General features: G+C 59.8%; 18 protein-coding genes and 1 pseudogene. 11 read left to right on the top strand and 8 right to left on the bottom strand.

The genetic code is table 11. The features are described from left to right. Positions 1-30 precede the first annotated feature (30 nt). The 3 genes and pseudogenes from D0T11_RS10325 to D0T11_RS10315 form a co-directional block, all read left to right on the top strand. Positions 31-714 carry an ABC transporter ATP-binding protein gene (locus D0T11_RS10325; protein ID WP_119655713.1) on the top strand — a complete coding sequence of 228 codons (684 nt, stop codon included), beginning with the start codon at positions 31-33 and terminating at the stop codon, positions 712-714. Between the two features lie 112 nt (positions 715-826). Further along, the gene (locus D0T11_RS10320; RefSeq protein WP_119655712.1) at positions 827-3,187 is read left to right on the top strand and encodes an FtsX-like permease family protein; all 2,361 of its coding nucleotides are present in this window, start codon (positions 827-829) and stop codon (positions 3,185-3,187) included. 133 nt (positions 3,188-3,320) lie between these two features. After that, positions 3,321-3,701, top strand: a pseudogene (locus D0T11_RS10315) (Tn3 family transposase); the annotation flags it as partial. A gap of 195 nt (positions 3,702-3,896) precedes the next feature. Here D0T11_RS10315 and D0T11_RS10310 read toward each other — a convergent pair. Then, positions 3,897-9,050, bottom strand: a complete 5,154-nt coding sequence (locus D0T11_RS10310; RefSeq protein ID WP_147374608.1) for a hypothetical protein — start codon at positions 9,048-9,050, stop codon at positions 3,897-3,899. Between the two features lie 354 nt (positions 9,051-9,404). Beyond that, the gene (gene prmA / locus D0T11_RS10305; protein ID WP_119655709.1) at positions 9,405-10,241 is read right to left on the bottom strand and encodes a 50S ribosomal protein L11 methyltransferase; all 837 of its coding nucleotides are present in this window, start codon (positions 10,239-10,241) and stop codon (positions 9,405-9,407) included. A gap of 167 nt (positions 10,242-10,408) precedes the next feature. On the opposite strand from prmA, the gene D0T11_RS10300 reads away from it, so the two are divergent. Continuing rightward, complete coding sequence (locus D0T11_RS10300) at positions 10,409-11,140, top strand: hypothetical protein (protein ID WP_119655708.1); 732 nt, start codon at positions 10,409-10,411, stop codon at positions 11,138-11,140. A 14-nt stretch (positions 11,141-11,154) separates the two neighbouring features. Next, on the top strand, positions 11,155-11,481 hold the full coding sequence (locus D0T11_RS10295) for an OmpA family protein (protein ID WP_182888332.1): 327 nt from the start codon (positions 11,155-11,157) through the stop codon (positions 11,479-11,481). A 190-nt stretch (positions 11,482-11,671) separates the two neighbouring features. Here D0T11_RS10295 and D0T11_RS10290 read toward each other — a convergent pair whose 3' ends face one another. The 6 genes from D0T11_RS10290 to uvrA all read right to left on the bottom strand — a co-directional run bounded on the left by D0T11_RS10290 (position 11,672) and on the right by uvrA (position 18,181). Further along, the gene (locus tag D0T11_RS10290) at positions 11,672-12,055 is read right to left on the bottom strand and encodes a DUF6150 family protein (protein ID WP_245990733.1); all 384 of its coding nucleotides are present in this window, start codon (positions 12,053-12,055) and stop codon (positions 11,672-11,674) included. Positions 12,056-12,160: 105 nt separating this feature from the next. Next, the gene (gene tpiA, locus D0T11_RS10285) at positions 12,161-12,925 is read right to left on the bottom strand and encodes a triose-phosphate isomerase (protein ID WP_119655706.1); all 765 of its coding nucleotides are present in this window, start codon (positions 12,923-12,925) and stop codon (positions 12,161-12,163) included. 248 nt (positions 12,926-13,173) lie between these two features. Next, positions 13,174-13,989 carry a tryptophan-rich sensory protein gene (locus D0T11_RS10280; protein ID WP_119655705.1) on the bottom strand — a complete coding sequence of 272 codons (816 nt, stop codon included), beginning with the start codon at positions 13,987-13,989 and terminating at the stop codon, positions 13,174-13,176. Positions 13,990-14,045: 56 nt separating this feature from the next. Next, complete coding sequence (locus tag D0T11_RS10275; protein ID WP_119655704.1) at positions 14,046-14,504, bottom strand: hypothetical protein; 459 nt, start codon at positions 14,502-14,504, stop codon at positions 14,046-14,048. Positions 14,505-14,716: 212 nt separating this feature from the next. Then, positions 14,717-15,091, bottom strand: a complete 375-nt coding sequence (locus D0T11_RS10270; RefSeq protein WP_119655703.1) for a VOC family protein — start codon at positions 15,089-15,091, stop codon at positions 14,717-14,719. A 174-nt stretch (positions 15,092-15,265) separates the two neighbouring features. After that, the gene (uvrA, locus tag D0T11_RS10265) at positions 15,266-18,181 is read right to left on the bottom strand and encodes an excinuclease ABC subunit UvrA (protein ID WP_119655702.1); all 2,916 of its coding nucleotides are present in this window, start codon (positions 18,179-18,181) and stop codon (positions 15,266-15,268) included. Positions 18,182-18,440: 259 nt separating this feature from the next. Between uvrA and D0T11_RS22105 the strand changes: the two genes are divergently transcribed. From D0T11_RS22105 to D0T11_RS10240, 6 genes are all read left to right on the top strand, one after another. After that, the gene (locus D0T11_RS22105) at positions 18,441-18,806 is read left to right on the top strand and encodes a hypothetical protein (RefSeq protein ID WP_147374607.1); all 366 of its coding nucleotides are present in this window, start codon (positions 18,441-18,443) and stop codon (positions 18,804-18,806) included. 459 nt (positions 18,807-19,265) lie between these two features. Further along, positions 19,266-19,916, top strand: a complete 651-nt coding sequence (locus tag D0T11_RS10260) for a hypothetical protein (RefSeq protein ID WP_119655701.1) — start codon at positions 19,266-19,268, stop codon at positions 19,914-19,916. Positions 19,917-20,049: 133 nt separating this feature from the next. After that, positions 20,050-21,072, top strand: a complete 1,023-nt coding sequence (locus tag D0T11_RS10255; protein WP_119655700.1) for a hypothetical protein — start codon at positions 20,050-20,052, stop codon at positions 21,070-21,072. A 60-nt stretch (positions 21,073-21,132) separates the two neighbouring features. Then, on the top strand, positions 21,133-22,122 hold the full coding sequence (locus D0T11_RS10250) for a hypothetical protein (protein ID WP_119655699.1): 990 nt from the start codon (positions 21,133-21,135) through the stop codon (positions 22,120-22,122). A 286-nt stretch (positions 22,123-22,408) separates the two neighbouring features. Next, on the top strand, positions 22,409-23,428 hold the full coding sequence (locus tag D0T11_RS10245) for a tetratricopeptide repeat protein (protein WP_220473719.1): 1,020 nt from the start codon (positions 22,409-22,411) through the stop codon (positions 23,426-23,428). A gap of 250 nt (positions 23,429-23,678) precedes the next feature. Then, the gene (locus D0T11_RS10240) at positions 23,679-24,233 is read left to right on the top strand and encodes a PH domain-containing protein (RefSeq protein WP_119655697.1); all 555 of its coding nucleotides are present in this window, start codon (positions 23,679-23,681) and stop codon (positions 24,231-24,233) included. The last annotated feature ends 374 nt before the right edge of the window (positions 24,234-24,607 follow it).

Here is a 24,607-nt window from a genome sequence, read left to right as displayed (position 1 = left end):
TCTCGACTTAGCCCTAAATGACGCGTACGCATGATTAAGACCGAAAACCTGGAAAAGGTGTACCGCACCGAGCAGGTGCAAACCAAGGCGCTCAACCACGTCTCGCTGAGTGTCGAGCAGGGAGAATTTGTGGCCATTATGGGGCCATCGGGCTGCGGTAAATCGACGCTGCTCAACCTGCTGGGCCTGCTCGACGAGCCCGACGGCGGTAGCCTGCAATTGCTGGGCACTGAGACCAGCCGCTACTCGGAGCGGCAGCGGGCCGAGCTGCGCAAGCGCAGCCTGGGCTTCGTGTTTCAGAGCTTCAACCTGATTGACGAGCTGACGGTGTTTGAGAACGTGGAGCTGCCCCTGCGCTACCTCGGCGTGGGGGCCGCCGAGCGGCGGCAGCGGGTGGAACAGGTGCTGGAGAAACTGCAGCTGCTGCACCGGCGCAACCACTTTCCGCTGCAGCTCTCGGGCGGCCAGCAGCAGCGCGTGGCCGTGGCCCGCGCCGTGGTGAATGCCCCGCCACTGCTGCTCTGCGACGAGCCCACCGGCAACCTCGACTCGGCCAGCGGCCACGACGTGCTGGGCCTGCTCACCGAGCTCAACGAGGCAGGCACTACCGTGCTCATGGTCACGCACTCCGAGCACGACGCCCGCTACGCCCGGCGCGTCATCCGCCTGCTCGACGGGCAGGTGGTGCTGGAAAACAGCCGCAGCCAATTCTAAGCACCCGTGCAAAAGTAAACAGGTTGTCAGTTGCTCGTTGTCAGTTGTTAGTTAACTCGCAAATTCCTGACTAACAACTGACAACGAGCAACTGACAACTTAACCGATAGCCATGCTTCCCTACCCCTTGCTGCTCCTCTACCGCAACTTTAAGCGGTTCAAAAGCACGTTCTTTATCAACCTGATTGGCCTTTCGACCGGCCTGGCCTGCGCGCTGCTTATCTACCTCTGGATAAGCGATGAGCGCAGCTTCGACCGCTACCACGCCCTGGACAGCCGTCTCTACCAGGTGCTGGAAAACCGCCGCACCGCCGCCGGCATCGAGACCCAAACCGGCACCGTGCCGCTGCTGGCCGAGGCCCTGCGGCGGGAAATGCCGGAGATTGAATTCGTGGCGACCACCACACCGGTCCCGTTTTTTCCTCCGTTCACGCTAACGGCGGGCGGCCAGCACCTCACTGCCGTCGCCAAATACGCGGACCCGGCCTTCTTTCAGCTGTTTTCCTACCCCTTGCTGGTGGGCACCCCCGCCACGGTGCTGCGGGACAAACACGCCCTAGTCCTCTCCGAAGCCCTGGCCACGAAGCTCTTTGGGTCGCCGCAGAACAGCCTGGGCAAGCCCGTGAAATGGCAACTGGCCGCCGATAGCACGCAGACCAGCCTGGTGGCCGGAGTGTTTGCCGACGTGCCCCGCAACTCGTCTGAGCAGTTTGACTTCGTGCTGCCCTTTGCCTCGTTCAAAGACCGGATGCAGATGAGCAAGGCCATCCAGTGGGACGACGACGGCCCCTTCAGTACCTACCTGGCCCTGAAGCAGGGGGCCGACCCCGCGCAGTTCCAAGCCAAGCTGGCGGGGTTGCTAAAAACCAAAAGCGCGCAGGCCCAGGCCCAGGGGCGCACGCTGTTCGTGCGGCCGTTCGCGGTGGGGTATCTGCACGGCACCTACGAAAACGGCGTCGCCACCGGGGGACGCATTGTCTACGTGCGGCTGCTGGCCCTGATTGCCGGCCTCATTCTGGTGATTGCCAGCATCAACTTCATGAACCTGTTCACCGCCAAAGCCTCGCGGCGGGTCAAGGAAGTGGGCATTCGCAAGGCCCTGGGGGCAAGCCGCGCCGCGCTGATAGGACAATACCTGACCGAATCGGTGGTGATGGCCTTGCTGGCCCTGGTCGTGGCCGTGGGACTGGTGCAGCTCGTGCTCCCGCAGTTCAGCGCGCTGACGGGCAAGCCCTTGGCCCTGCGGTGGGAGTGGCCGCTGGTGGGAGCCGGCCTGGCCCTGGCGCTGGGCACGGGGCTGCTGGCGGGCAGCTACCCCGCCTTCTACCTGTCGGGGTTCCAGCCGGCGGCCGTGCTCAAAGGCAAGCTGCCGACCCGGGCCGGTGAGGTGTGGACGCGGCAGGGCCTGGTCGTGCTGCAGTTCACGCTCTCGGTGCTGTTCATCGTGGCCGTGGTGGTGGTCAACGCCCAGTTGGCGTTTGTGCAGCGCCAGCCGTTGGGCTACGACAAGGCCCACGTGCTCCGCTTTGATACGGGCGGCAAGGCGGCGCGCGAGCAGACGGCCTTTCTGGCCGAGGTGAAGAAACTGCCGGGCGTCGTGCAGGCGTCCAGTGTGTTGGGCGGCTTCCTGGGCGGGCGCTACGTGGCCGAGAGGAGCTGGCAGGGGAAGCGCCTGCCCGTAGCGACGATGTTGGTCAACTACGACCTGGTGGAAACGATGGGCCTGCGCCTGGTGGCCGGCCGCAGCTTTGGGCCGCAGTTCCGCGCCGACAGTGCCGCCATTCTCGTCAACCAAGCCCTGGTGGCCGGCCTGGGAATGCCGGACCCTGTGGGTCAACAACTCGACGGCGCCCGCATCGTGGGCGTGGTCCGCGACTTCCACTACGAGTCGCTGCATGAAAAAATCAAACCTCTTGTTCTCCAGCTCGACCCTCAGGTGAACACGGTGCTCGTGAAGCTGCAGCCGGGCGCGGAGCAGGCCACCATTGCGCGGCTGCAGCAGCTATACGCCGCCTACAACCCCGGCTTTGCGCTCGACTACACGTTTCTGGATACTGACTACCAGGCCCAGTATGTGGCCGAGCGGCGGGTGGCGGTGCTCGCCCGCTACTTCGCCGGGCTGGCCATTCTCATTTCCGCCCTGGGCCTGCTGGGGCTGGCCGCCTTCACCGCCGAGCGGCGGCGCAAGGAAATCGGCATCCGCAAGGCCCTGGGCGCAAGCGAGCTGAGCATTGTGTGGCTGTTGACCAGCAGCCTGACCTGGCTGGTGGTCGTGGCCATCGTGCTGGCGCTGCCGCTGAGCTACCTGCTGATGCAGCACTGGCTGGAAGGCTTTGCCTACCGCGTAGCGTGGCAGTGGTGGTACTTCGCCGCCGCCGGGATGGGAGCTCTGCTCATTGCCTGGCTGACGGTGAGCGTGCAGGCCTGGCGGGCCGCCCGCCGCAACCCCGTGCTGAGCCTGCGGGCCGAGTGAGCAGCGAATAGGTTGGCCGCTCTCGCTGCCAGAAGGTAGGCGGCTAACCTAATTATCACTGTATGCAGGTGGTGGAATGTCCCAAGATTTCTCGTTCTGCCCTGTTGACTTTCCACGATAACCACAGGTCCGTCAGCCCATTCTGGTGCAACTCAACTGCGGCGAGGGGCACCACGCGCTGGCCCGCGCTGTCTTTCACGGCAAGAAGGGTGAGTTGCGCCAGCGCCATCGTGAGGGCATGGAAGACCAGTTAGGAGCCTTAGGATTGGGCATCAACGCCTTGAAGCAGTGGAATACCCGCTATTTGCAACAAGCCTTGGAGCAGTGGCAGGAAACCGGGGGAGGCCTGAATCCGGACGACGTGGCCCGCCTCTCGGCCTTGCTGCATGAATACGTTAACATGCTGGGCCGTTACGATTCCACGCTGCCCGAGGCCATTGCGGCAGGGCAATTACGCCCGCTACGTACCCTAACAAATTGCGAAACGTCGCTCAGTGAATTAGCTTACCCATAATTTCTGTTCCCTCACGCCCTAGTCTAGTGGTACCCTGATAACCGGAACGGCGGGGCAGCTGTGGTCCGGACTTCCGCCCGTAGCCCGATAGTGCTGGTGATACGGATGACGGGGCGGGCTACGGACTCAAGTCCGGGCCACAGGTAGTCAGGCCACACGAAAAGACCCGGCAGCTGGGCTACCGGGTCTTGGGGGTTACTCGCCGAAGGGGTCGTCGCCGGCCTTCTTCTTTTTCTTCTTGTCCTTTTTCGGGTCGTCGGCGGGCGGCTCGGTGGGGGCTGGCGCGTTCTCAACGGCGTCCTTCTTCTTTTTCCTGCCCGAGTCGTCGGCGGGGGCCGGGGCGGCGGGCGGGGTGGATTCTACCGCTTCGTCCTTGTTCTTCTTCTTTTTGCGGCCGGTATCCTCGGCAGGTGCATCGGCCGGCGGGTTGTCCTGCATAACATCGTCTACCGGGTCGTTCTTTTTCTTCTTTTTCTTCTTCTTGCTGGCATCCTGGTCGAACTCGAAGTTGCCGGTGCTCTGGGGCTGGGTGCTATTGACTTTGCGCTTGCCGGTTTCCTTGAGGTAGTCCTTGCGGAAGTGGTTGAGGAAGAGCTGCACTTCCTGGTCGTCGCCGAGGTAGAAGCCGTATTCGGTGGCCGTGTTGTAGTCGCCCTTGGCCTTGAGGCCGATAATTTCATCGAAGGAGCCGTGCTGGGCCTTGGCCAGCATTACGTTGTTGGTGTACTTGAGGTAGTACCAGGTCTGGGGCTCGGCTTCCAGGTAAAGCTCCACCACGTCGCCGGCGCTTTCCTTCTTGATTTCGATGTAGCCGTCAATCAGGGCGTTGATGTCCTTCTTGCCCACGCTCACCAGGCCAATTTTACCTACCGAGTACCAGGCCCGCCGCTTCTCATCCCAGCGCAGGTTCACCTGGCTCAGCACCAGCGTGTGCAGGAATTTGGCCGACACTTTCTGGAGCGGCACGTAGCTGCCCTTGCGGGTGCTGTAGTCCTGCACGGCCTTGCTGCCGATGAATTCGCCCATTTTGTAGAGCTGGTCCTGGGAGCCGGTCAGGGCCTCGGGCGCGCCCTTGGCATTGGAGGCCATATCCTGGGCCATGGCTTCCACTGCCTTTTCGGGCAGGTTGATGTCGAAAGTCAGGAAGGTATCCAGGTCGTAAATGGCGCTGTCGGGCTTGGCATAGCCCAGGCCGGCGGCTTGCAGGGCATAGTCCTTGTTGGAGTTGATGAGTTCGAACTTGCCACGGAAGTTGAGCTCCCCGGTCGAGTCTTTGAGCGTGAGCACCGAGCCCTCGTACACGTCGGGGTCGTAGGGGTTGTGCCGGCTGATGGCGTACACGCGGTTGCGCTGGTCGTAGCTGAGCGTACCGTCCACCGTGAACAGGTTCTGGTCCGTCACGCCGGGCTTGGGGGCCACGAACAGCGGGTAGAGCTTGCCCGTGCCTTCCGACAGGAACAGGCCCGAAAGCATGGGCGTACCGTCCTCGGCCTTGGGCGAGTTGAGCTTGATGCGGATGCGCTTAGGGTCGATGGTATCCTGGACGGCAAACCAGTCGGAAGCCGCCGCCGACTTGACGAAGTTCATCCTGGCCTGTCCGTCGAAGGTGAAGCCCTTCTTCTGGGAGTTCATCGTGATGCCGCCCCGGTACGCGATGCGCGGAGCCAGGTTGAACTTATCCGAGGCCAGAATGCTGGCTACGGCAATCGTCGGCGGCGAGGCGGGCAGGTCTTCCTGCGTGGGGCCCCGCTTGAGCAGGCCGCCGCCCTTCTTGCCGCCCGTGTTCAGGGCCGTAATCATAGCCGTGGAGTCGACGTGGAAGTTGGCGAACTTGATGGCGAACGAGTCGGCGGAAGTTTTGTAGTTGTAGAGGGCGTTGCCGCTGAAGGCCGTGCGCGAGAGCACCCGGATTTCGCCCTTGTACAGGTTGTGGTACTTGCGCAGGGTGTCCATCACGATGCTCGCGTTCTGGAAGGCGCGCATTTCGGCATTTGGCAGCACGTACACTTTGTTGGAATCGGGCACAATCCAGGCGTCGGCGGCCGAGATGCGCGGCACTCCGCCGGCCACCAGCCGGTAGCGGCTCAAATCGTACTGGCCGGTAGCGGCCTGGAACTTGAGGCCCCGCTGTTCGGGCTTGGTGCTGTAGAAGTAGGAGCGCGACGAATCGGCCCCCGGGGCCACGCGCAGCTGCACGAATTTCTTCTTAAAGTCCCACTTGCCTCCCGAGAGCGTGGTGCGGTAATCGGAGTAGGGCAGGTCGATGCTGGACTTGGTGTCGTCCGATTCGCGGGCAAATTCGGTGCTGCCGCCCTTCAGGTCGTAGGTGAAATTCACGTTGTTGGCCGTGAGGGCCGGCTTGTTCACCTCCGCCGATTTGATGTTGAACGTGGAGCGCTTGCCCGTGAACTGGGTGGGCTTGAACACAAAATCGTTGGAGCGGATAAACGACTGCGGCCCGTCCATCACGCCCTGGCCCAGCAGGCCGCCGGGCGTGTAGGTGAGCGTGCCCTTGAAGCCGTAGGCCACGTCGTACACCTTGAAACTCTCCCCCTTGTCCTGGGTGGTGAGGTACATGGAGTCCTGGCGCACGGCCCACTTCATCTGGTAACCGGGCAGGAAGGTGACCTTGGCAAACTCGGTACCCTTGAGCGGGCCGGGCAGAATGACGGCCGTTTTGCCCACCGTCACCACGGAGTCCTTGTAGAAGATAAACTGGTCGCTCTGGAAGTCGCCGGTCAGGTACTTGATGTTACCGATGCCTTGCAGGCCGCGGTTGCTCATACTCACCTTATTATAGAGCGTGCCCTTGCCCCCATACAGTGGAAACCCGGCCTTGGGCACGTTGTACACGAAGCCCAGCGAGCCGTCGTCCTGCATGGTGAGCTTGGTGTCGAAGCTGGGGATGATGCCGCCCGACACGAATGTGCCCTTAAAGCCCACGGCCGCCCGGTTCTTGTTGTTGAGCGAATCCAGCTTGAAGGGCGGAATATCGAAGTACATGGTGGTATCGTAGGCGCCGCCCAGCACTTCGGGCTTGTCGAAGTACACGTAGGCCCCGGTGCTGGCGTCGAAGGTAGGATACGCGCCCAGCTTCTTGCGGCCCGATTTGTTGTTGGGCGCGTTGATGTAGAGGCGGCCGGCCGAGTTCTTCTTCTTGTTGGTCAGCGTCCAGTCCAGGTCCTTGCGGGCCTTCATTACCGAGCCCTTCGAGCCCTTGCCCTTCACGATGATGGAGTCAATCTTGACCAGATCAATGTAGAAGCCGTCATAGTCGAACTTGAACTCCTTGCCCTTGAACACGAAAGCCGAGGCCACCACGGTGCCGTTGAAGAGCACGCCCCGGTTTTTCTGAATCCGCACGATGCTGGAGTCGGGCTTCACGAACACCGTCACGGAGTCGTCGGAGAAGTTGAAACGATCCACGCCCCGCACAATCAGGTCGTTGGTGTTCAGGTCGAGGGTGGCGTTGTGGCCCGAGGGCGAGAGGCTCTTGATGGCCAGGTGGTCGTAGTCCTTCTTGCCGCGCGACGAGTTCACGTAGTGGTAGGCCTTGGGCAGCACCACAATCTGGTCGCTCTGCGGATACCAGGCCACGTAGCCGTCGCGGGCCAGGCCGGCGGCCACCGAGCGCACGTTGTCGGGCTTGAGCTTGCGGAAGCTGGCCACGTCCTGCACCGTAAACAGGCGTTTATTGCCGTTTTCGGCGCTGTAGCCCACAATCATTTGCAGCGGGTGCAGCTTATTGATGGCCTTGATCTGCTGGTAGCGGGTGTTGGTGTAGAATTCCTTGGACTCGAAATCGGCCGTTACCTGGTTCTTGGCCGTCAGGATGGAGAAGTCGATGAAAGGCGTGCGCACGGGCCAGGTCAGCAGCTCGGTAGTCACCTCCATCTGGTGGTAGGAGTCGTGGTAGGGCGTGCTTTTGTAGAGGCCGGCCTCGCGGGTGAGCTGCAACACCTGGTTGCGCTTGTTGTACTTGAGCTTCACGCCGGGGTGGGTGAGCGAGTCGTTTTTATCCTGAAAAATGGATACCGAGGCGTGCTCGGCCGTGATGAGCGAGTCGCCCAGCTCGTAGGCCTTGGAGGAGGCCCGGAACTTGGGCTTGCCCTCCACGTCCACGATAATGCGCGACTCCGACCCGTCGAGGGCCGCCGACAACGACCGGTTGCCGGCCAGCGAGAAGCCTCCGAAGTAGCGGATGTTGTCGCCGATGTTCTTCACCCGCGCGTCGTTGGTGGTGGAGATAAAGCGCGGGTAGCCGGTATCGGCCCCGGCCTTGCGCTGAATGCTCTTGTAGGCCATCCAGCCCGTTACGGGGTTTTCCAGCACGGCCGGATACGTGAGCGTGACGGGGTTGGCCGCAAATTCGGCCTTGGTAATATCGAAGTCGTAGGAGGTGAGGCGGGCCGAGACGGGGCTGTTGTTGACCTGCCAGGCAAACTCGCCGCCGTAGCCCACGAAGCGGTTCTGGCCCGATACTACCGCCCCGCTGGTTTTGCGGATGTAGACCGAGTCGGCCGGGGAGGCCAGGAACAGGTCGGCGTCCTGGAGCATAATCACGGCCCCGCGGGTGGGCGGCATCACGTAGCCGCCGTAGGCCGGAGCGGCCCCGGCATCCCAGCCGGAGGCGGCGGCTTTGGCGGTCTTTTTGTCGGTGTTGGTGCCGCCCCAGGGGTCTTCATCGCCCCAGCCGTTGCTTTTGGCGGGAGCTGTTTTGCCGGCCGGGGCGGGGGCCGGAGCCGGGGCGGGCGGGGCCATCGGAGGCAGGTCGTTGTCGTTGTAGGCGAAGCGGAACGTGCCGCCCACCACGCGCAGGGTGCTGTAGCGGGAGCGGTGCAGAAACTTGGTATCCAGGAACTGGGCCGCGTCGGCCAGGAACTTTTCGGATTCGGCGGTCGGGTCCTTCTCCAGCGTCTTGCCGATGGTGGCCAGCAACTCCGTCATCTGCTGATCGGAGAGGTTCTGGACGGTAGCGCCGGCGGCAATGGCGGTGTAGAAGTTCTCGAAGTAGGGCCGGGCGCGCATCTTGCGGGCCAGCATGTACTGGCTCAGGGCCACGATGTAGCGCTGCTGGGTGGCCGTGAGGCGGTTGCTGGCCCACACCTGTTGCAGGCGGGTACCGGCCGCCACGGCCGCCGCGTTTTTGGTGGTCGCCATCAGCGACTGCACCTCCGTGATGAACTGCTCGGGCTCCGAGCTGAACTTGCCCGCGAACTTGGGCAGCACCGGCGCGGCGGCCGGGGCATCGGGCTTGGCGGCGGCGGGTTTCTGCTGGGCCCAGGCCGGCGCACCCAGCCCCAGCCCTACCAGTACCACCAACGCCCATTGAAAGGCAACGTGCTTCATATACCGCATTATCCAGGTGTAGTCCTAAAGTCCATCCGCAGCGGGCAACCAGCGGCCCGCTACCCTTCGTCAACCAACGAGCCGGAGGCCGGTAACCCAGACCCTCAGCAGCGAAGCCGGACGGGCCAATTACCTGATTCCTATGGCTCCCTACTCAGTTAGTCGCCTACAATTTCAGCAAAAGCCGGCACTTTCCGGCGACCAGCCCGTGGCTTTCCCGGCCGGCCTCGCCACAATTATACTCCGCCCGACTTTCGTTCAATTCCGACGGCCAGCCATTTTCCTGCCAAACACCGCTGCCCAAGCCGGGGGGCTCGGGCAGCGGTGTTTGGTCGGTTAGCTGACGGACGGCCCCTAAGCCGGCTGCCGGAACACGGCCGACACCCAGTGATTCTGCACCCGGTGGCTTTCGTAGGCGAAGCCGGACTGCTCGGCCGCCGCCCGGATCAGGGGCAGGTCGTCCTCGTAGAAGCCCGAGAACAGGATGGGGCCGCCGGGCTTGAGGTAGTGGGCGTACGCCCCCATGTCTTCCAGCAGCACGTTGCGGTTGATGTTGGCCAGGATCAGGTCGAAGGGCTCCTCCCCTTCCAGGGCCGTTACGTCGCCGAGGCGGGCTTCCACCTGGTTTTGCACGTTGTTTTCAAGGGCGTTGTCGGCGGCGTTTTCGGCCGTCCAGGGCTCCACGTCCACGGCCAGCACGTAGCTGGCGCCCAGCTGCACGGCCATCACGGCCAGAATGCCGGTGCCGCAGCCCATGTCGAGCACGCGCTTGTTCTGGTGGTCGATGTGGAGCTGGTTGGTGATCATGAGGGCCGTGGTATCGTGGTGGCCCGTGCCGAAGGACATGCGGGGCATAATCACGATTTCGTACTCCAGGTCGGGCCGGGCCGCGTGGAAAGGCGCGCGCACCGACACTTTATCGGCAATGACCAGGGGCTGGAAGTTCTTCTCCCACTCGGCGTTCCAGTTCTGGCGGGTAATAAGGCGGTGCTCGAACTCCACCTCGCCCAGGCCCTGGTAGCGGCTCATGATTTCGGCCACGTTGTCGGCACTGAACACGTCCTGGGTGGTGTAGGCGCAGAAGCCTTCGTCGTTGTCCTCGAAGGTGTCGAAGCCGATTTCGGCCAACTCGGCCACCAGAATATCCGACAGCTCGCCGGGAGCCGTTACGCGCAGTTCAATAAAATCCATTGGAGGTTGAGTCAGAAGAAAACAAGGACCAGCCGGCGGGGCCGGGGCGGCAAAGGTCGGGCAAAAAACGGCGGCTTCCCACCGGCGAATCTCCGGGAGAAAAGAACAAAAGCATTCAAGTATATAATTATTGCTTCTTTTACTGCTTCATCCTTCCTCTTTCTGCTATGAAGCAACCTTTGCGCTACCTGCTCACCGCCACCCTGCTGGCCCCGCTCCTCAGCGGCTGCGGCAGCAACGACCAACCCGCCGACGCGCCGACGGAAGCCACTGCGAATACCGAAACGACCGTGGCCAGCCCCGAAGTAGCCGCCGAAACCGCCCCAGCCGAAACCGCCCCAGCCCAACCGGCGGCGGGCGAAACGGCCGCCACCCCGGGCGGGGCCTTCAACATCAGCACCATACCCGTTTCCACCGCCAGCCTGGGCGGCTTCCCCTACGTGAGCGGCCCCAAGGGTTACAAGTTTCCCAACCCCAGCGACAGCGCCTACTACGAGTTCGACCGCTCGTACGTGTACGACGGCCAGCAGCTGGTGCCCATTGAGGGCAAAGTGCTGCGCCGCCAGTACCGGGTAATCAACAACAACAAGAAAACCTCGGAGCTGATGCAGCAGCGCAACTACGAAACCCTGATCAAGAGCCTGGGCGGTGTGCAGGTGTCGTCGGGCGAGCTGCCGCGTGAGGCCGTGGAGAAAATTGGCCGTGACACGTACAAAAAATACACTGGCAACATTGACGCCGGCGACCAGGTGGATACCTACGTTATCCGGCAGAAGGATAAAGAAGTCTGGATTCAGGTGAAGCCCGGCGAAACGTACATGAACATCAACGTGACTGAGCGGGCCGCCATGCCCCAGCAGGTATCCACGGTTCCGGCCGGGGAGCTAAAAAAAAATTAGACGCGGAAGGCCACGTGGCCCTCTACGTGAACTTCGACACGGATAAGGCCACCATCCGGCCCGAATCGGAGCCGACGGTGGCCGAAGTAGCGACGCTGTTGCGCCAGAACCCCACCCTGCGCCTGGCCGTGCAGGGCCACACCGACAACGCCGGCACCGCCGCCCACAACCAGCCGCTGTCCGAGGCCCGGGCCGGGGCAGTAGTGGCGTTTCTGAGGGCAGCCGGCATAGCCGCCGAGCGTTTGCAGGCCGCCGGCTTCGGCCAGACCCAACCCCTAACCGCCAACACCACCGAAGCCGGCCGCGCCCAAAACCGCCGGGTGGAGCTGGTGAAGCGGTGATTCGGTGAATGAGTGACTCGGTGAATGAGTGAATCATGCGGCCCAGTACGTATTCCTGGTAAACACGAAGCCCCTGACGTGCGCACGTCAGGGGCTTCGTGTTTATTTCGGCCGCTCCCCACGTGCAGAACGAATTGGTTCGCGCTACGTACCTGGGCCGCATGATTCACTCATTCACCGAGTCACTCATTCACCGCTTCCGGCAGCCGGCGTAGTTGCGCACTTTGGTGTACTGGAAGGAGAAATCGGCCAGGTTGCGGTTGTGGGTTACAAAGAGGGCGTAATCGGCGAAGTTGCGGCCTTCGGTGAGGTACCAGAGGCCGGCCTGGTCGGCGAAGAGCTTGTTGGTTTCCGGGTACACCAGCAAATCGGCAAAGGCTTCCTCGGGCTCCAGGTACACCACCGCGAAGCAGCCGCTCCGGCGGCGTGGGTCGTGCTCCAGGTACACCGAGCCGTAGAGGCGGCAGGGGTCGACGGAGCCCACGACGGCCGCCGGAACCGCTAGTGGCCCGCGCGGCCCGGCGGCAAACGGATTCAGCGCCAGCAGGCCGGAAAGGAGCAGAGTTGGAAGCATATTGGGGTAGAAGTGAGACAGGAGAAGCGAGAAGCAAAAATGCGGCCGGCAATACGTTTAACGGCCGCTACCTGTCTCCCTTCTCCCCTCTCTTGTCTCCCTTCTCTAGAACGACTTGATGATGTCGGTGAAGTCGCGGGATTTGAGGGCCGCGCCGCCGATCAGGCCGCCGTCCACGTCGGGCTGGCTGAACAGCTCGCGGGCATTCTGGGCATTGCAGGAGCCCCCGTAGAGGATGCTCGTGTTCAGGGCCGCCTTGGCGTCGTAGGCGCGGGCCAGCTGCTCCCGGATGAAGGCGTGCACTTCCTGGGCCTGCTGGCTGGTGGCCGTTTTGCCGGTCCCGATGGCCCAGATGGGCTCGTAGGCCACGGTTACCTGGTCGAACTCCTCGTTGCTGAGGTGAAACAAGCCGTCCTGGAGCTGCTTGCTGATGAAGTTGAACGTCTCGTCCTGCTCGCGAATTTCCAGGGTTTCGCCCACGCAGAAAATGGGTTTGAGGCCGGCGGCCAGGGCCGCTTTCAGCTTCTGGCTCAGCAGCTCGTCGTCTTCGCGGAAATACTGACGGCGCTCCGAGTGGCCCAGAATCACGTACTCGCAGCCCACGGATTGCAGCATTTTGGCCGACACCTCGCCGGTGAACGCGCCGCTTTCCTTCTGGTGGCAGTTCTGAGCCCCGAGGTGGAACTGACCGCCCTCGGGCAGCAGCTTGCCAATGGCCGGCAGGAACGGGAAGGGCGGGCAAACCACTACTTCCACGGCCGGGCCGGTGGTTTCGTCCTGCACCATGTGTACGATTTCGGAAATAAGCGCCTGGCCGTCCTGCAACGTGGTGTTCATTTTCCAGTTGCCGGCTACAATATTCTTACGCATAGCGGAAAGGGTATGGGGGTGAGAGTTGGACGCGCAAGTTAGGACAATGTGGGGGGAGGAAGTGATGGGGCGAAGGGAGAAACGGAACGTCATTCCGAGCGCAGCGCAGCGGAGTCGAGGAATTTCGCGCGCAATGGTATTGCTGACGGCTGGTTAGCAGGGCACCGTCAGCACGCGAGATTCCTCGGCTGCGCTCGGAATGACGTTCTTCTCGTTGCGTTCAATTCTTCCTTCGCCTCCTCACACTATCACCCCTTCACTGCCTCACCCCTTCTTCCTCGCCATACCAGTACCAAAGCCCCCAAGGCCACTACGGCCGCAGCCAGCAGCGCCGCCCAGGCCAGAAACTGCGTGTCGGGCGCCCCGTTGCGGGCGGCCCAGATGCCCACCAGGCCCCAGGTGACGGCCGCCGGGTAGGCCAGTTCCCGGAAGCGGCCGACTACGCCAAGGGCCAGGGCAGCTACTACTCCCATCAGCCCCATCGCCAGGACAAGGCCCGGGGCCGGGCCGGGCTGCCAGTGCTGGCCCAGGGCCACGGTAAGGTTCACGACCAGGGCCACCGAAATCCAGCCCAGATAAAGGCCGAACGGCAGGTTGACCCAGGCCGGTACGGTGGCCGGTTCCAGCCGGGCCAGCTGCCGTAGCCGCCCGTAGGCCAGGGCCAGCGCGGCCAGAATGCCGATCATCACCAGGGCGCTCAGGGGCAGCAGCTCATAGGCAAATATCACCAGCCAGCAGCCCGTGAGTACGTTCACGAGCACCAGCGGGCGGGCCAGGCGGTCGGGCAGCGGGTTGGGGCGCTGGGCCGGCAGCAGCTGCCAGACGGCGTAAGCCAGCAAACTCAGAAAAATCAGGCCCCAGATGCTGAACGCGTAGCCGGCCGGCGTAACCGGCGTCGGGTATTTGCCCGATACCACGGCGTTGGTCTGCCCGTTGAAGGGGTGGGCATTCGACCAGTAGTTGAGGAAGACGTTGGCGGTGGTAGCGGCAGCAGCCAGCCAGCGCCAGGCGCGGTTGCCAGGGGCCGACGACGACAAGCCAGAGGCAGGCAGCGTGGAGTTCATCTGCTCAAGAACCGAAAAAATACCCGGCTTTTCCCGGCCGGCCACCTGCCGCAGACTTACGCCAGGCGCGGGTCCGGCTCGGAATGGTCGGGCGGCCACTCCTGCCAGATTTGTTCCCCTGTCGGCTCACTTTCCATCAGCCAGCCGAACGCCGAAGCTGCGTCCGTGAAGAAATTCAGCTCGAATGGTGGGACCAGCCGGGGGTCGTGGACCGGTGCGGTAGCGACCAGGTAGTTGTGCATTTCCGAAGGCAGCACTAGTGCCAACTGGCGTACCGGCGTGGCCGTAATGGCCGTAAACCAGTGCTCGGTAATCCAAGTTTGCTCGGCATTGCCCAAGGGTGGCAGGCTCTGCATGTCGATGAGCCACCGCGTTACCTGGTGCTCCTGGCTAAACTCCATCAGCCACTCCAGCGCCGACTGAAAGGCCGACAACGGCTGGCCTTTGCGCCAGGCAGCCCGGAGTAGCCCCGTTGCCGCATCGTGTTGCAGCCGCAGCCGCAGATCGTGGATCATTACCATATTTGAGCGCTGCTTATCAATTCAGATCGGTTTTGAGCAACGATACCCGGCCAGCCAACGGCCGCCATGAGCCGGAACGCCACCGCCTGCCCGGCGCTTCATCGCCGAACAATATATCAAACCGAAAGCGCAAAACTCCGTCATAACCGGACAAAAACGTGACATCGTGCGGCCCCGCGCAGGGTGGCACAGCCCGGTAACCGGAACTACACCCGCCAGGGCGGGTTTTTGCGGTTTTCGCCGCCATAAAATAGGATGAGCTGGTTACCGGCCGGGTCCTTCAGGCGGGCCTCCCGCCAAAGCCAGCTTTGGTCGGTGGGCAGTTGCTCAAACTTCACCCCCAACCCGCGCAGCGTCGCCACCCACTCATCCAACTCTTCGTGCTCGAAATACACCGTTACACCTTCGCCCCGGGGCAGTTCTTCCACCCGATGAATGGAGAACGTCGCCTCCCCGTCGGGGCATTCCAGCCGGGCGTAGCGCGGGCAGGCATCCACAATCAGCCGCAAGCCTAACTGCTGGTAAAAGGCTACTGCCGCCGCCACATCCCGGGCAGGCACGGTTACCTGGTTGAGATTCATGAATCACAGCTGTTACAGATGGTGCAGATGGTGCAGATGAAAAGGATTCGTTCTAGTCGAAGATTAGTGCCGAGGCAAAAGCCGTTTGGTGAATCGTTGAACGAATCCCCAAACAGCACAAATCTTTCGTTAGAACGAATCCTTTTCATCTGCACCATCTGTAACATCTGTGATTTAGAGCTTTTCGGCCAGGAAGCGGGCGGTGTGGTTGGTGTCTTTCAGCTTCACCAACTGCTCGGGCGTACCCTCGAACAGTAGGTGGCCGCCGTTGAGGCCGCCTTCCGGGCCGAGGTCAATCACCCAGTCGGCGCACTTGATGATGTCCATGTTGTGCTCGATGATGAGTACGTAGTTGCCCTGCTCCACCAGCGCGTTGAGGGCCGTCATCAGCTTATTGATGTCGTGGAAGTGCAGGCCGGTGCTGGGCTCATCGAAGATGAACAAGATTTTATCGTGCTGATGGGTGTTGCCCTTGGTCAGGAAAGAGGCCAGCTTCACGCGCTGGGCCTCGCCGCCCGAAAGCGTGTTGGCCGACTGCCCGAGCCGGATGTAGCCCAGGCCCACGTCTTCCAGGGGCTTGAGGCGCTCCACGATTTTGGGCTGGCCCTTGAAGTACTCCAGGCTGTCCTCAATGGTCATTTCGAGCACCTCGTTGATGGCATGACCCTGGAACTGCACATCCAGCACGTCCTGCTTGAACTTGCGGCCCTCGCAGGCTTCGCAGGTCAGGTAGATGTCGGCCATGAACTGCATTTCGATTTTCACCTGGCCCTCGCCCTGGCACAGTTCGCAGCGGCCGCCGTCGATATTGAAGCTGAAGTGGGAGGGTTTGAAGCCCCGGGCCTTGGCCAGGGGCTGGTCGGCAAACAGGGTCCGGATGGCGTCGTAGGCCTTCACGTAGGTAACCGGGTTGGAGCGGCTGCTCTTGCCGATGGGGTTCTGGTCGACGAACTCCACGTGGGTTACCTGCCCGTTCACGCCCATCAGGCGGTCGAACTTGCCGGTGGCCTCGCCCGCGCCGCCGCCGAGCTGCTTGAGCAGGGCCGGGGCCAGAATGCGCTTTACCAGCGTGCTTTTGCCCGAGCCCGACACGCCCGTAACCACCGTCATCACGTTGAGCGGAAACTTCACGCTCACGTTCTTCAGGTTGTTTTCGCGGGCCCCGGTCAGCTCCAGGGCGTTGCGCCAGGGGCGCCGAATTTTGGGCACGGCCACCTCGCGCCGGCCGCTCAGGTATTCGCCGGTGTAGGTGTCGGAGGCCAATACTTCGGCGTAGGTGCCCTGGAATTGCAGGATGCCGCCGCCCGATCCGGCCTCGGGGCCGATGTCGATAATCTGGTCGGCCTGCTCCATCATCTTGTCCTCGTGCTCCACCACAATCACGGTGTTGCCGAGCTGCTGCAAGGAGCGCAGCACGCCGATCAGCTGCTCGGCATCCTTGGGGTGCAGGCCAATGCTGGGCTCATCGAGAATGTACATGGAGCCTACCAAAGCCGAACCCAGGGAGGTGGCCAGCGAAATCCGCTGGCTCTCCCCGCCCGAGAGCGTACTGCTGAGCCGGTTGAGGGTGAGGTAGCCCAGGCCCACCCGGTTGAGGTACTCCAAACGGTTGGTGACTTCGGTCACGAGGCGCTCGGCCACTTTGGCTTCGTTGGTGGGCAGGTCCAGGGTCCGGAAAAACGCCAGGGCCTCGCTCACGGGCAGCAGCACCAGGTCGGTAATGCTGCGGTCCTGCACTTTCACGTACTGGGCATCCTTGCGCAGGCGGGTGCCCCGGCAGTCGGGGCAGGTGGTGCGACCCCGGTAGCGGCTTTGCAGCACCCGGTACTGGATTTTGTGGGTCTGCTCGCTCACCCACTTGAAGTAGGCGTTCAGGCCCTCAAAGTACTTGTTGCCCTTCCAGAGCAGGGTGCGCTCGGCCTCGCTCAGCTCGTTGTAGGGGCGGTGAATCGGGAAATCGAAGCGGATACCGTTCTTGATGAGCGGCTTGAGCCACTCGCTCTGCTTGTCGGTGCGCCAGGGGGCAATGGCGCCCTCGTACACCGTCAGGCTCTTATCGGGAATCACCAGGTCCTCATCAATGCCCAGCACCGAACCGAACCCCTCGCAGGTCTGGCAGGCGCCGTAGGGGTTATTAAAGGAGAAGAAGTTCACGCTCGGCTCCTCAAACACGAGCCCGTCCAGCTCGAATTTGTCGGAGAAGCTTTTGGTTGTCAGGTTAGTTGTTAGTTGTTGGTTGTCAGTTGTCGGGCCGTTCTGCTCACTAACAACTGACAACTGATTACCGACAACTGACAACTGATAACTAACAACTAAACTCCCGTGGCCCTCGAAGAAGGCGGTCTGCACGGAGTCGGCGAGGCGGAAGGCCAGGTCTTCGTCGCCGGGCACGATAACGGCGCGGTCAATCATGATGAACACTTCGCCCGTTACTTCGGGCTGGCCCTCGGTGAGCAGGTCTTCAATGAACGCGGTTTCGCCGCCTACCACCACCCGGCTATAGCCCTTCTGGAGGAGCAAATCCAGCTCCTTGCTCATCGGGCGACCGTCCTCGGCACGTTGCAGGGGGGCCAGCAGCGTCAGGCGGGTATCGGCGGGTAGTTGCATGAGGAAGTCCACCACGTCGGCCACGTTGTCCTTTTTCACCTGCACTCCGCTGGCGGGCGAGTAGGTGCGACCCACCCGCGCAAACAGCAGCTTGAGGTAGTCGTAGATTTCGGTGCTGGTGCCCACGGTGGAGCGGTTGTTCTTGATGCTGACCTTCTGCTCAATGGCAATGGCCGGCGAGATGCCCCGGATATAGTCCACGTCGGGCTTGTCCATGCGGCCCAGGAACTGGCGGGCGTAGCTGCTGAGGCTCTCCACGTACATGCGCTGCCCCTCGGCATAGAGCGTATCAAAGGCCAACGACGACTTGCCGGAACCCGACAGGCCCGTAACCACAATGAATTTGTTGCGCGGCAGGGCCACACTCAGGTTCTTCAGATTATGGACCCGGGCGTTTTTGATGAGGATAAACTCGCGGGGGTCGAGCTGGTCAATGGGGTCGGCCGCGGGGGCGGCTACTTGCAAAGCGGAGTTGTCGGCCATAGGTCGGTAAACAGCAAGCGGGCCGGGTTTGGTTTCGGCCGGGTGCGTTTTGGGGAGAGCGAAGGTACGGCGGGGGCGGCTGGATTGGTTGCCTGGCGCAACTCAGGCAAAACGACCGGGTAGCGGCAAGCGCACCACCGTTGGTATGCTTGCCGCTACTATCTTGCGTGCCAAGGACGGCTTGCCGCTACAAGGAGTAGCGGCAATACAAATGTTATGCGTAATGCTAATCGACCACGAACAATAAAACATCAATACAATGACAGACAATAATCCAATCGACACAATTGACCAAGTTGACTTTGACACTCAACTCAAAGCAGACCGCAGAAAAACTCTAATCAGAATTGGTGTACTAATTATCTTTAATACAATAATGTTCGCAGTTTTCATCAAAGGACGAGGCTTTACTGACAATTTATTGACATCATTAAACGCTAATTTATTTGGTTTTAATATAGTTGGTTTTATCCTTGGGACAATTGTTGCAATTTTCCCTTACAAGGGACTTAGCTACAACAAAAAATATTTGAGAGCATCTATATTGACAATATTTGTTTTGCAGTCAATTATGGCGGTTGGACTTATTCTGATTGCACTTATGACTTTTTTAGGTTGGTATTAACAAAACAAATGACACGAACAGAATTGACAAACAAGAAAGCACATACGCATAACAGGCGTTTGGCAAAAGTGGCGGTTCAGTACTCCGCGGACACATTTGTGGTTAATCAAAATTTGGTTCTCCGCATGAACATTTGTGGTAAAAATCGCCACCTTCGCCAAGCGCCAAACCGTTAACCCATAATTACGCCGGAGCCGTGCAACAGCACGTTCCGGCCCCTCCGTCTTGCGTGCGGGTTTACTGTCTGGCACGGCGGCGGCGTCCTTCCTCTGGCACGCGTTACGCTGCGCTGAACTCCCGCCAGAGGAAGGACGCGGCCGGGCCTCTTTCCTGGGCAGAGCATAGCCGCTCCACCTCCGCGCCGCTCGCAACCCGGGCCGCCGCGTCCGCAGGCTCACTGGCCGGCTAAATCCCAGAAACTCGTAACATTGTGCAGTTACGCTTTTACGCCCGCTGCTCATGTCAGAACCGGATACTACGCTCGGCCACAAAATCCTGGGCTTCTTTATCAAGGATGCCCCCGCTCCGGCGGGCTCCCCGCCGCCCGGGGCCGCCGTTGCCACCCCCGCCGCCGCCCGGCCCACGGGCGCGGTTGATTCGCGGTTTTCGGAACATCTGGCCAGCGTACTGGCCAAGCACAACCTACCCGGCCCCGACTACTTCGAGTTCCGCGACGCCCTGCGGGGCCTGGGCGGCCTCGACCTGAGCGAAACCAAGCAGTTTCAGGCCGCCTGGGCCAGCTTCAAGGCCCTGGGCGGCTCGGCCGATGTGAACCAGCTCGTGAGCACGGCCAACCAATACCTGAACGTGCTGGGCGAAGACCGCACGGGCTTCATCAAGAGCGTGGAAGCCGCCATTGCCGAGCGCGTGGGCGGTTTGCAACAGGAGCAGCAGCAGCTCCAGGCCGATACCGAGGCCCTGACCCAACAGCTGGCCGAGATTCAGCAGAAATTAGCGGCCAACGCGGCCCGGCTCACGGCCATCGGGGGCGAGGTGACGGAGCAGAGCGACAAACTCAACCAGAACCGCCAGAACTACGAGGCCACCTACGAGCACTTCACCCAGCAAATCAAAAACGATATTGCCCGCATAAGCCAGCATTTGACGTAGAGACGCTGTCGAGACGCCTCCTGGCGTCTCATCGTTGAACGGCCCGGTATCCAACGGTCAATAGCAGCCACGACGCAACGCAAGGAGGCGTCTCCACAACGTTCGGCCAATCACCCTTAACATTCCTTCCCTCATGGCAACTCCTGATTTCTCCCGGCTGGGCGGCGGTACCGACGCAGAAAAACGCTCGTTCTGGTCGCGGCCCGAAGGCGTGCTGGGCCTGGTGGTGCTGGCCGGGCTGGCCGGCACGGGCCTCTACTACTTCAACCAGATCGTCGAATTCCTGATTAAAGTAGCCGCCAACACCCTGCACCTGGCGTTGCTACTGGGGGCGCTGGGCGTGGTGGTGTTCCTGGTCACGAGCCGCGACGTGCGCACGGCCACGTTCTTCCTCTTCAAAACCCTGATGCGCAAGATTGCCGGGCTCGTGATTCAGCTCAACCCGATTGCCATCCTCAAAATTTACGTGAACGACCTGCGCCAGAAGCGCCAGAAGATGCAGGGCCAGATTGACACCCTGGCCGGGCAACTGGTGAAGCTCAACAAAAAAATCGGCGAGAACAACGAGGAAATCAAGCAGAAATTCGCCGAGGCCAACAAGGCCGGTACCATGCTCGATCGGCCCGGCATGAAGGAAACCGCTTCGCTGGCCACTATTGAGGGCGCGGGCCTCCAGGAGATGAACAGTAAGCTGCTGCCCTTGCAGCGCAACATTCAGCAGGTGCTGGCCTTCATGGAGAAGGTCAACCAGAGCGCCGACTACATCATCAAGGAAACCGAAATCAAGGTGCGCCTCAAGGAGGTGGAGTACAAGCTGGTGAAGGAAAGCTCCAACGCCCTGCGCACGGCCGTGAGCATCTTCAAGGGCGACCCCGACAAGAAGTTCTACTTCGATGAGTCGATGGAATACATCCAGGACGACATGAGCCAGAAGCTGGGCGAGATGAAGCGGGCCATGGACCTGTCGATGGACTTCATCAACTCGGTGGACGTGCAGAACGGCATCCTCTCCGACAAGGGCGACGCGCTGCTGGCCGCCTACAACAAGGGCGAATTCAAGTTTGTAACCCTCGATGCCCCGGCCCCCGCCTATGTGGCCCAGCCCGGCCAGCCGGCCCCGCCCAAAGATGCGGGCTACCGCAACCTGCTGGAATAACGAGGCGTTTCGCCCCCCCCTACCCAACACTCACCCCTGCTTCCTTAACCTTCCTTTTCTATGCAACGACTTACCCTGGCCGGCCGCCTCATCATCACGCTGGCCATCCTGGCCGCCGCCTACTTCGGCTTCCGCTACTTCCTCGCTGACCGGCTGCCCGCCGCCGCTACCGCCCCCACCAGCGCCACGCTGCCCGGGGCATCGGGCGCGGAACCCGCTACGCCAACCGCCGCCGCCGGTTCCAACGCGGCCCCGTTCAGCTACTCGCCGCCCGCCCCCGTTGATGGGAAGCTCAAGGGCGTGGTGGAGCTGGGCGCCAGCGGCTTCAATTCCTTCATCGTCCGCATGGATGGCCGCAAGAACTGGAAGCTGGAAAAGGCCGAGTTCGGGGCCAGCCTGGCCATTGAGAACATGGCCTCCGACGCCGACATCCGGGCGGGCCTGAAAAACTACATTGCCAAGATGCTCGACTTCGGCGTACCCGGGCGCGACATCCAGTTCGTGGTGAGCTCGGGCGCCCAGAAGGCCAGCGGCACCCAGAAAATCATCAGCGCCCTCAAGTCGTTGGGCTACGTGGTGAACACCGTGACGCCGGAGCGCGAGGGCATGCTGGCCCTGCGCTCGGTGCTGCCCCCCGCCTACGCCGACAAATCGTTCGTGGTGGATATCGGTTCGGGCAACACCAAAATTTCCTGGCTCGAAGGCGGTACGCCCAAATCGGTGGAAACCTACGGGGCCAAGTACTTCCAGAACGGCACCGCCGATGCCGTAGTGGCCGCCGATGTAAAGGCCAAAATGGCCCAGGTGCCGGAAGCCTTGCGGGGCACCTGCTTCATTGTGGGCGGGGTGCCGTTTGAAATGGCCAAGGAAGTGCGCCAGGAAAAGGAGCGCTACACCACCCTCAAAGCCCCCGACGCCTACCAGCTCGACAACGCCAAATCGAAGGCCGGCCAAACCATTTACCGGGCCGTGCAGCAGGCCAGCGGCTGCCAGCAGTTCGTCTTCGACTGGGACGCCAACTTCACCATCGGCTTCCTGCTGAACAAGTAGCAGCCGCTGATTCGGCCCCATTAGCTGGCCCTGTTGATGTACGCCCGTACCCGCATTCGCTGCCGGTACGGGCGTATTGATGAAGGACCGGACCTGCTGGGGCCTTTGCCCAGCCGACGGGCAGCAACCGACCCGGCAGTAGTACCAGCTTCAGCAGCCGTGGTCAACTCAGCGGTAGTTTCGGCTCGGTTCGGAAGGCATAACGGTCTGGCGGCGGCGGATGGGCCGTTTGCTTGGCGCAACAAGCCCAGCATAACCGGGTAGCGGCAAGCACCCCACCGTTGGTATGCTTGCCGCTACTATCTTGCGTACTAAGGACGGCTTGCCGCTACAAGGAGTAGCGGCAATACAAATGTTATGGGCAATTTTAAAGCCGACACCACGAATGAGAAACGATATATTTACTTTATTACTTTTACTAACAACATTAACTGCTTGCGGACAAAATAAAATGGAAAATAAATATATTACTTGGGACAATTTTGTAAAAGGTTTTGGAAAGGAAATGGTATCAGCAGAAGACGTTTTTAATAGTATGGTTAAGAATGGACTTAAAGACAACACTCTGACAAAAATGGACTTCACATTTGTTTCAGACCAAAAGGAGAACTTATTAAAATTGGGAGAATTTATTAAAACACATTATCCATATACAGTTCAAGAAGTAAAGAAATTTGAAAATCTTTGGGAAATAAATGGAGAAACAAATGAATTCCCAATGTCTGCTGACAATTTATTGTATTGGGCATTAGATATGTACAAACGTGGATATGAATTCGATGCAACAATTGATGCTTATGGTGGACTTGCTGATTCAAAAACAGCAAAGTTCCCAATTATGGACACAACAAAGGCAGACATTTATTTTGACAAAGGGGTTGAATGTTATAACAAAGGAGATTTAAGTGGAGCAATTTTTAATTGGACTTTGACAATTGAAATTGACCCGAAAGACCCAAACGCATACTATTCAAGAGCCATAGTTAAAAACGAACTTTACACTTGGAAATCTGCACTTAAAGACTACGACAAAGCAATAGAAATTGCACCTAAATTTGTTAGTGCTTTAATAAATCGTGGCGGACTGAAAGACGAAAATGAAGATTACCAAGGTGCAATTGCGGACTATGAAACAGTCTTGAAACTTGACAAATTGGAACCCGAAGAAAAACAACAAGCATATTTTAATTTAGGTAACACATATTTCAATTTGAAGGACAAAAATAAAGCTTGTGAGAATTGGGGAAAAGCACTTGACAACGGAGCAGAATACGCAAAAGAACGAATAAATGAACATTGTAAATAAGAAAAACTGCCCATAACAGGCGGTTTGGCCATATGGCGGGGCGACGAATATATTCTCAACTTTTTGTTCATTAATCAGCTTTAGTTCCAGCTTGACATTATAAATTTGGCAATAGAATAAACAATGAACTTTTAATTATAAATTTAGCTGCGGTTACGGGCTGACGATTTTCAAATACCGCCACATCGCCAAGCCGTACCGTTATGTGTAACCTTATGAAGAAAATACAGCAAACAACAACAAAATATTTATGACAAATTACGACATCGAAAACGAGTTAAAATCAAACTTAATTTCAGACGAAAAACTTATCTGGACAGGAAAACCAAAGACAGGAATTGTATTTAGAAGTTCAGACGCTTTTTTAATTCCCTTTAGTTTGCGTTGGGGTGGCTTCGCTGTATTTTGGGAAACAAGTGTTCTGGCGACTGGAGCACCTTTTCCTTTTGCTCTTTTTGGAATTCCGTTTATTTTGGTTGGACTTTATATTACAGTTGGGCGATTTTTTCTTGACGCAAAGAAAAGAGCAAACACTATTTACGGTATCACTCCTGACAGAATTATTATTAAAACAGGAATATTTAGCATGGAAATAAAATCATTAAATATCAGAACACTCTCAGACGTTACAATTAATCAAAAGGCAGACAATAGCGGGACAATAACTCTTGGACCGACCGACTTTAGATATGCTATGATGCAAGGAATGGAATGGCCAGGAGCAAACCAACCACCAAGACTTGAATTAATCGAAGACGTAAAAAGTGTTTATGACAAAATCATCAACTTGCAACGACAAAAATAATGGACGACAAAAAAGCCGAACCGCTAACAGGCGTTTGGCAAAAAAGCGGGTTCAGTGGTTAAATGAAGCTTTGTGCTTCGTATCAAATGCAGTGCTGGCAGACAGTTTTGTACTTCGAAATCCGCTTCTTCGCCAAGCGCCAAAACGTTAACCCATAATTACGCCGGAGCCGTGCAACAGCATGTTTCGGCCCTTGCGTTTTGCGGGCGGGTTTGCTGCTGACGCGGCAGCGGTGCCCCGGTTCCCACGGCATGTTTGGGTACGCGTTACGCTGCGCTGAACTCCCGCCAGAGGAAGGACGCGGCCAGGCCTCTTTTTGCTGGGCGGAACCCGGGCCGCTCTCGCCCCCACCCTGTCTGCCCCCCTCGCCGCGC

It is taken from the genome of Hymenobacter rubripertinctus, from assembly GCF_003583925.1.
GTDB classification, from domain to species: domain Bacteria; phylum Bacteroidota; class Bacteroidia; order Cytophagales; family Hymenobacteraceae; genus Hymenobacter; species Hymenobacter rubripertinctus.
Note: the sequence above shows the minus strand (reverse complement) of the source record. Positions and strands in the feature narration are given on the sequence as shown.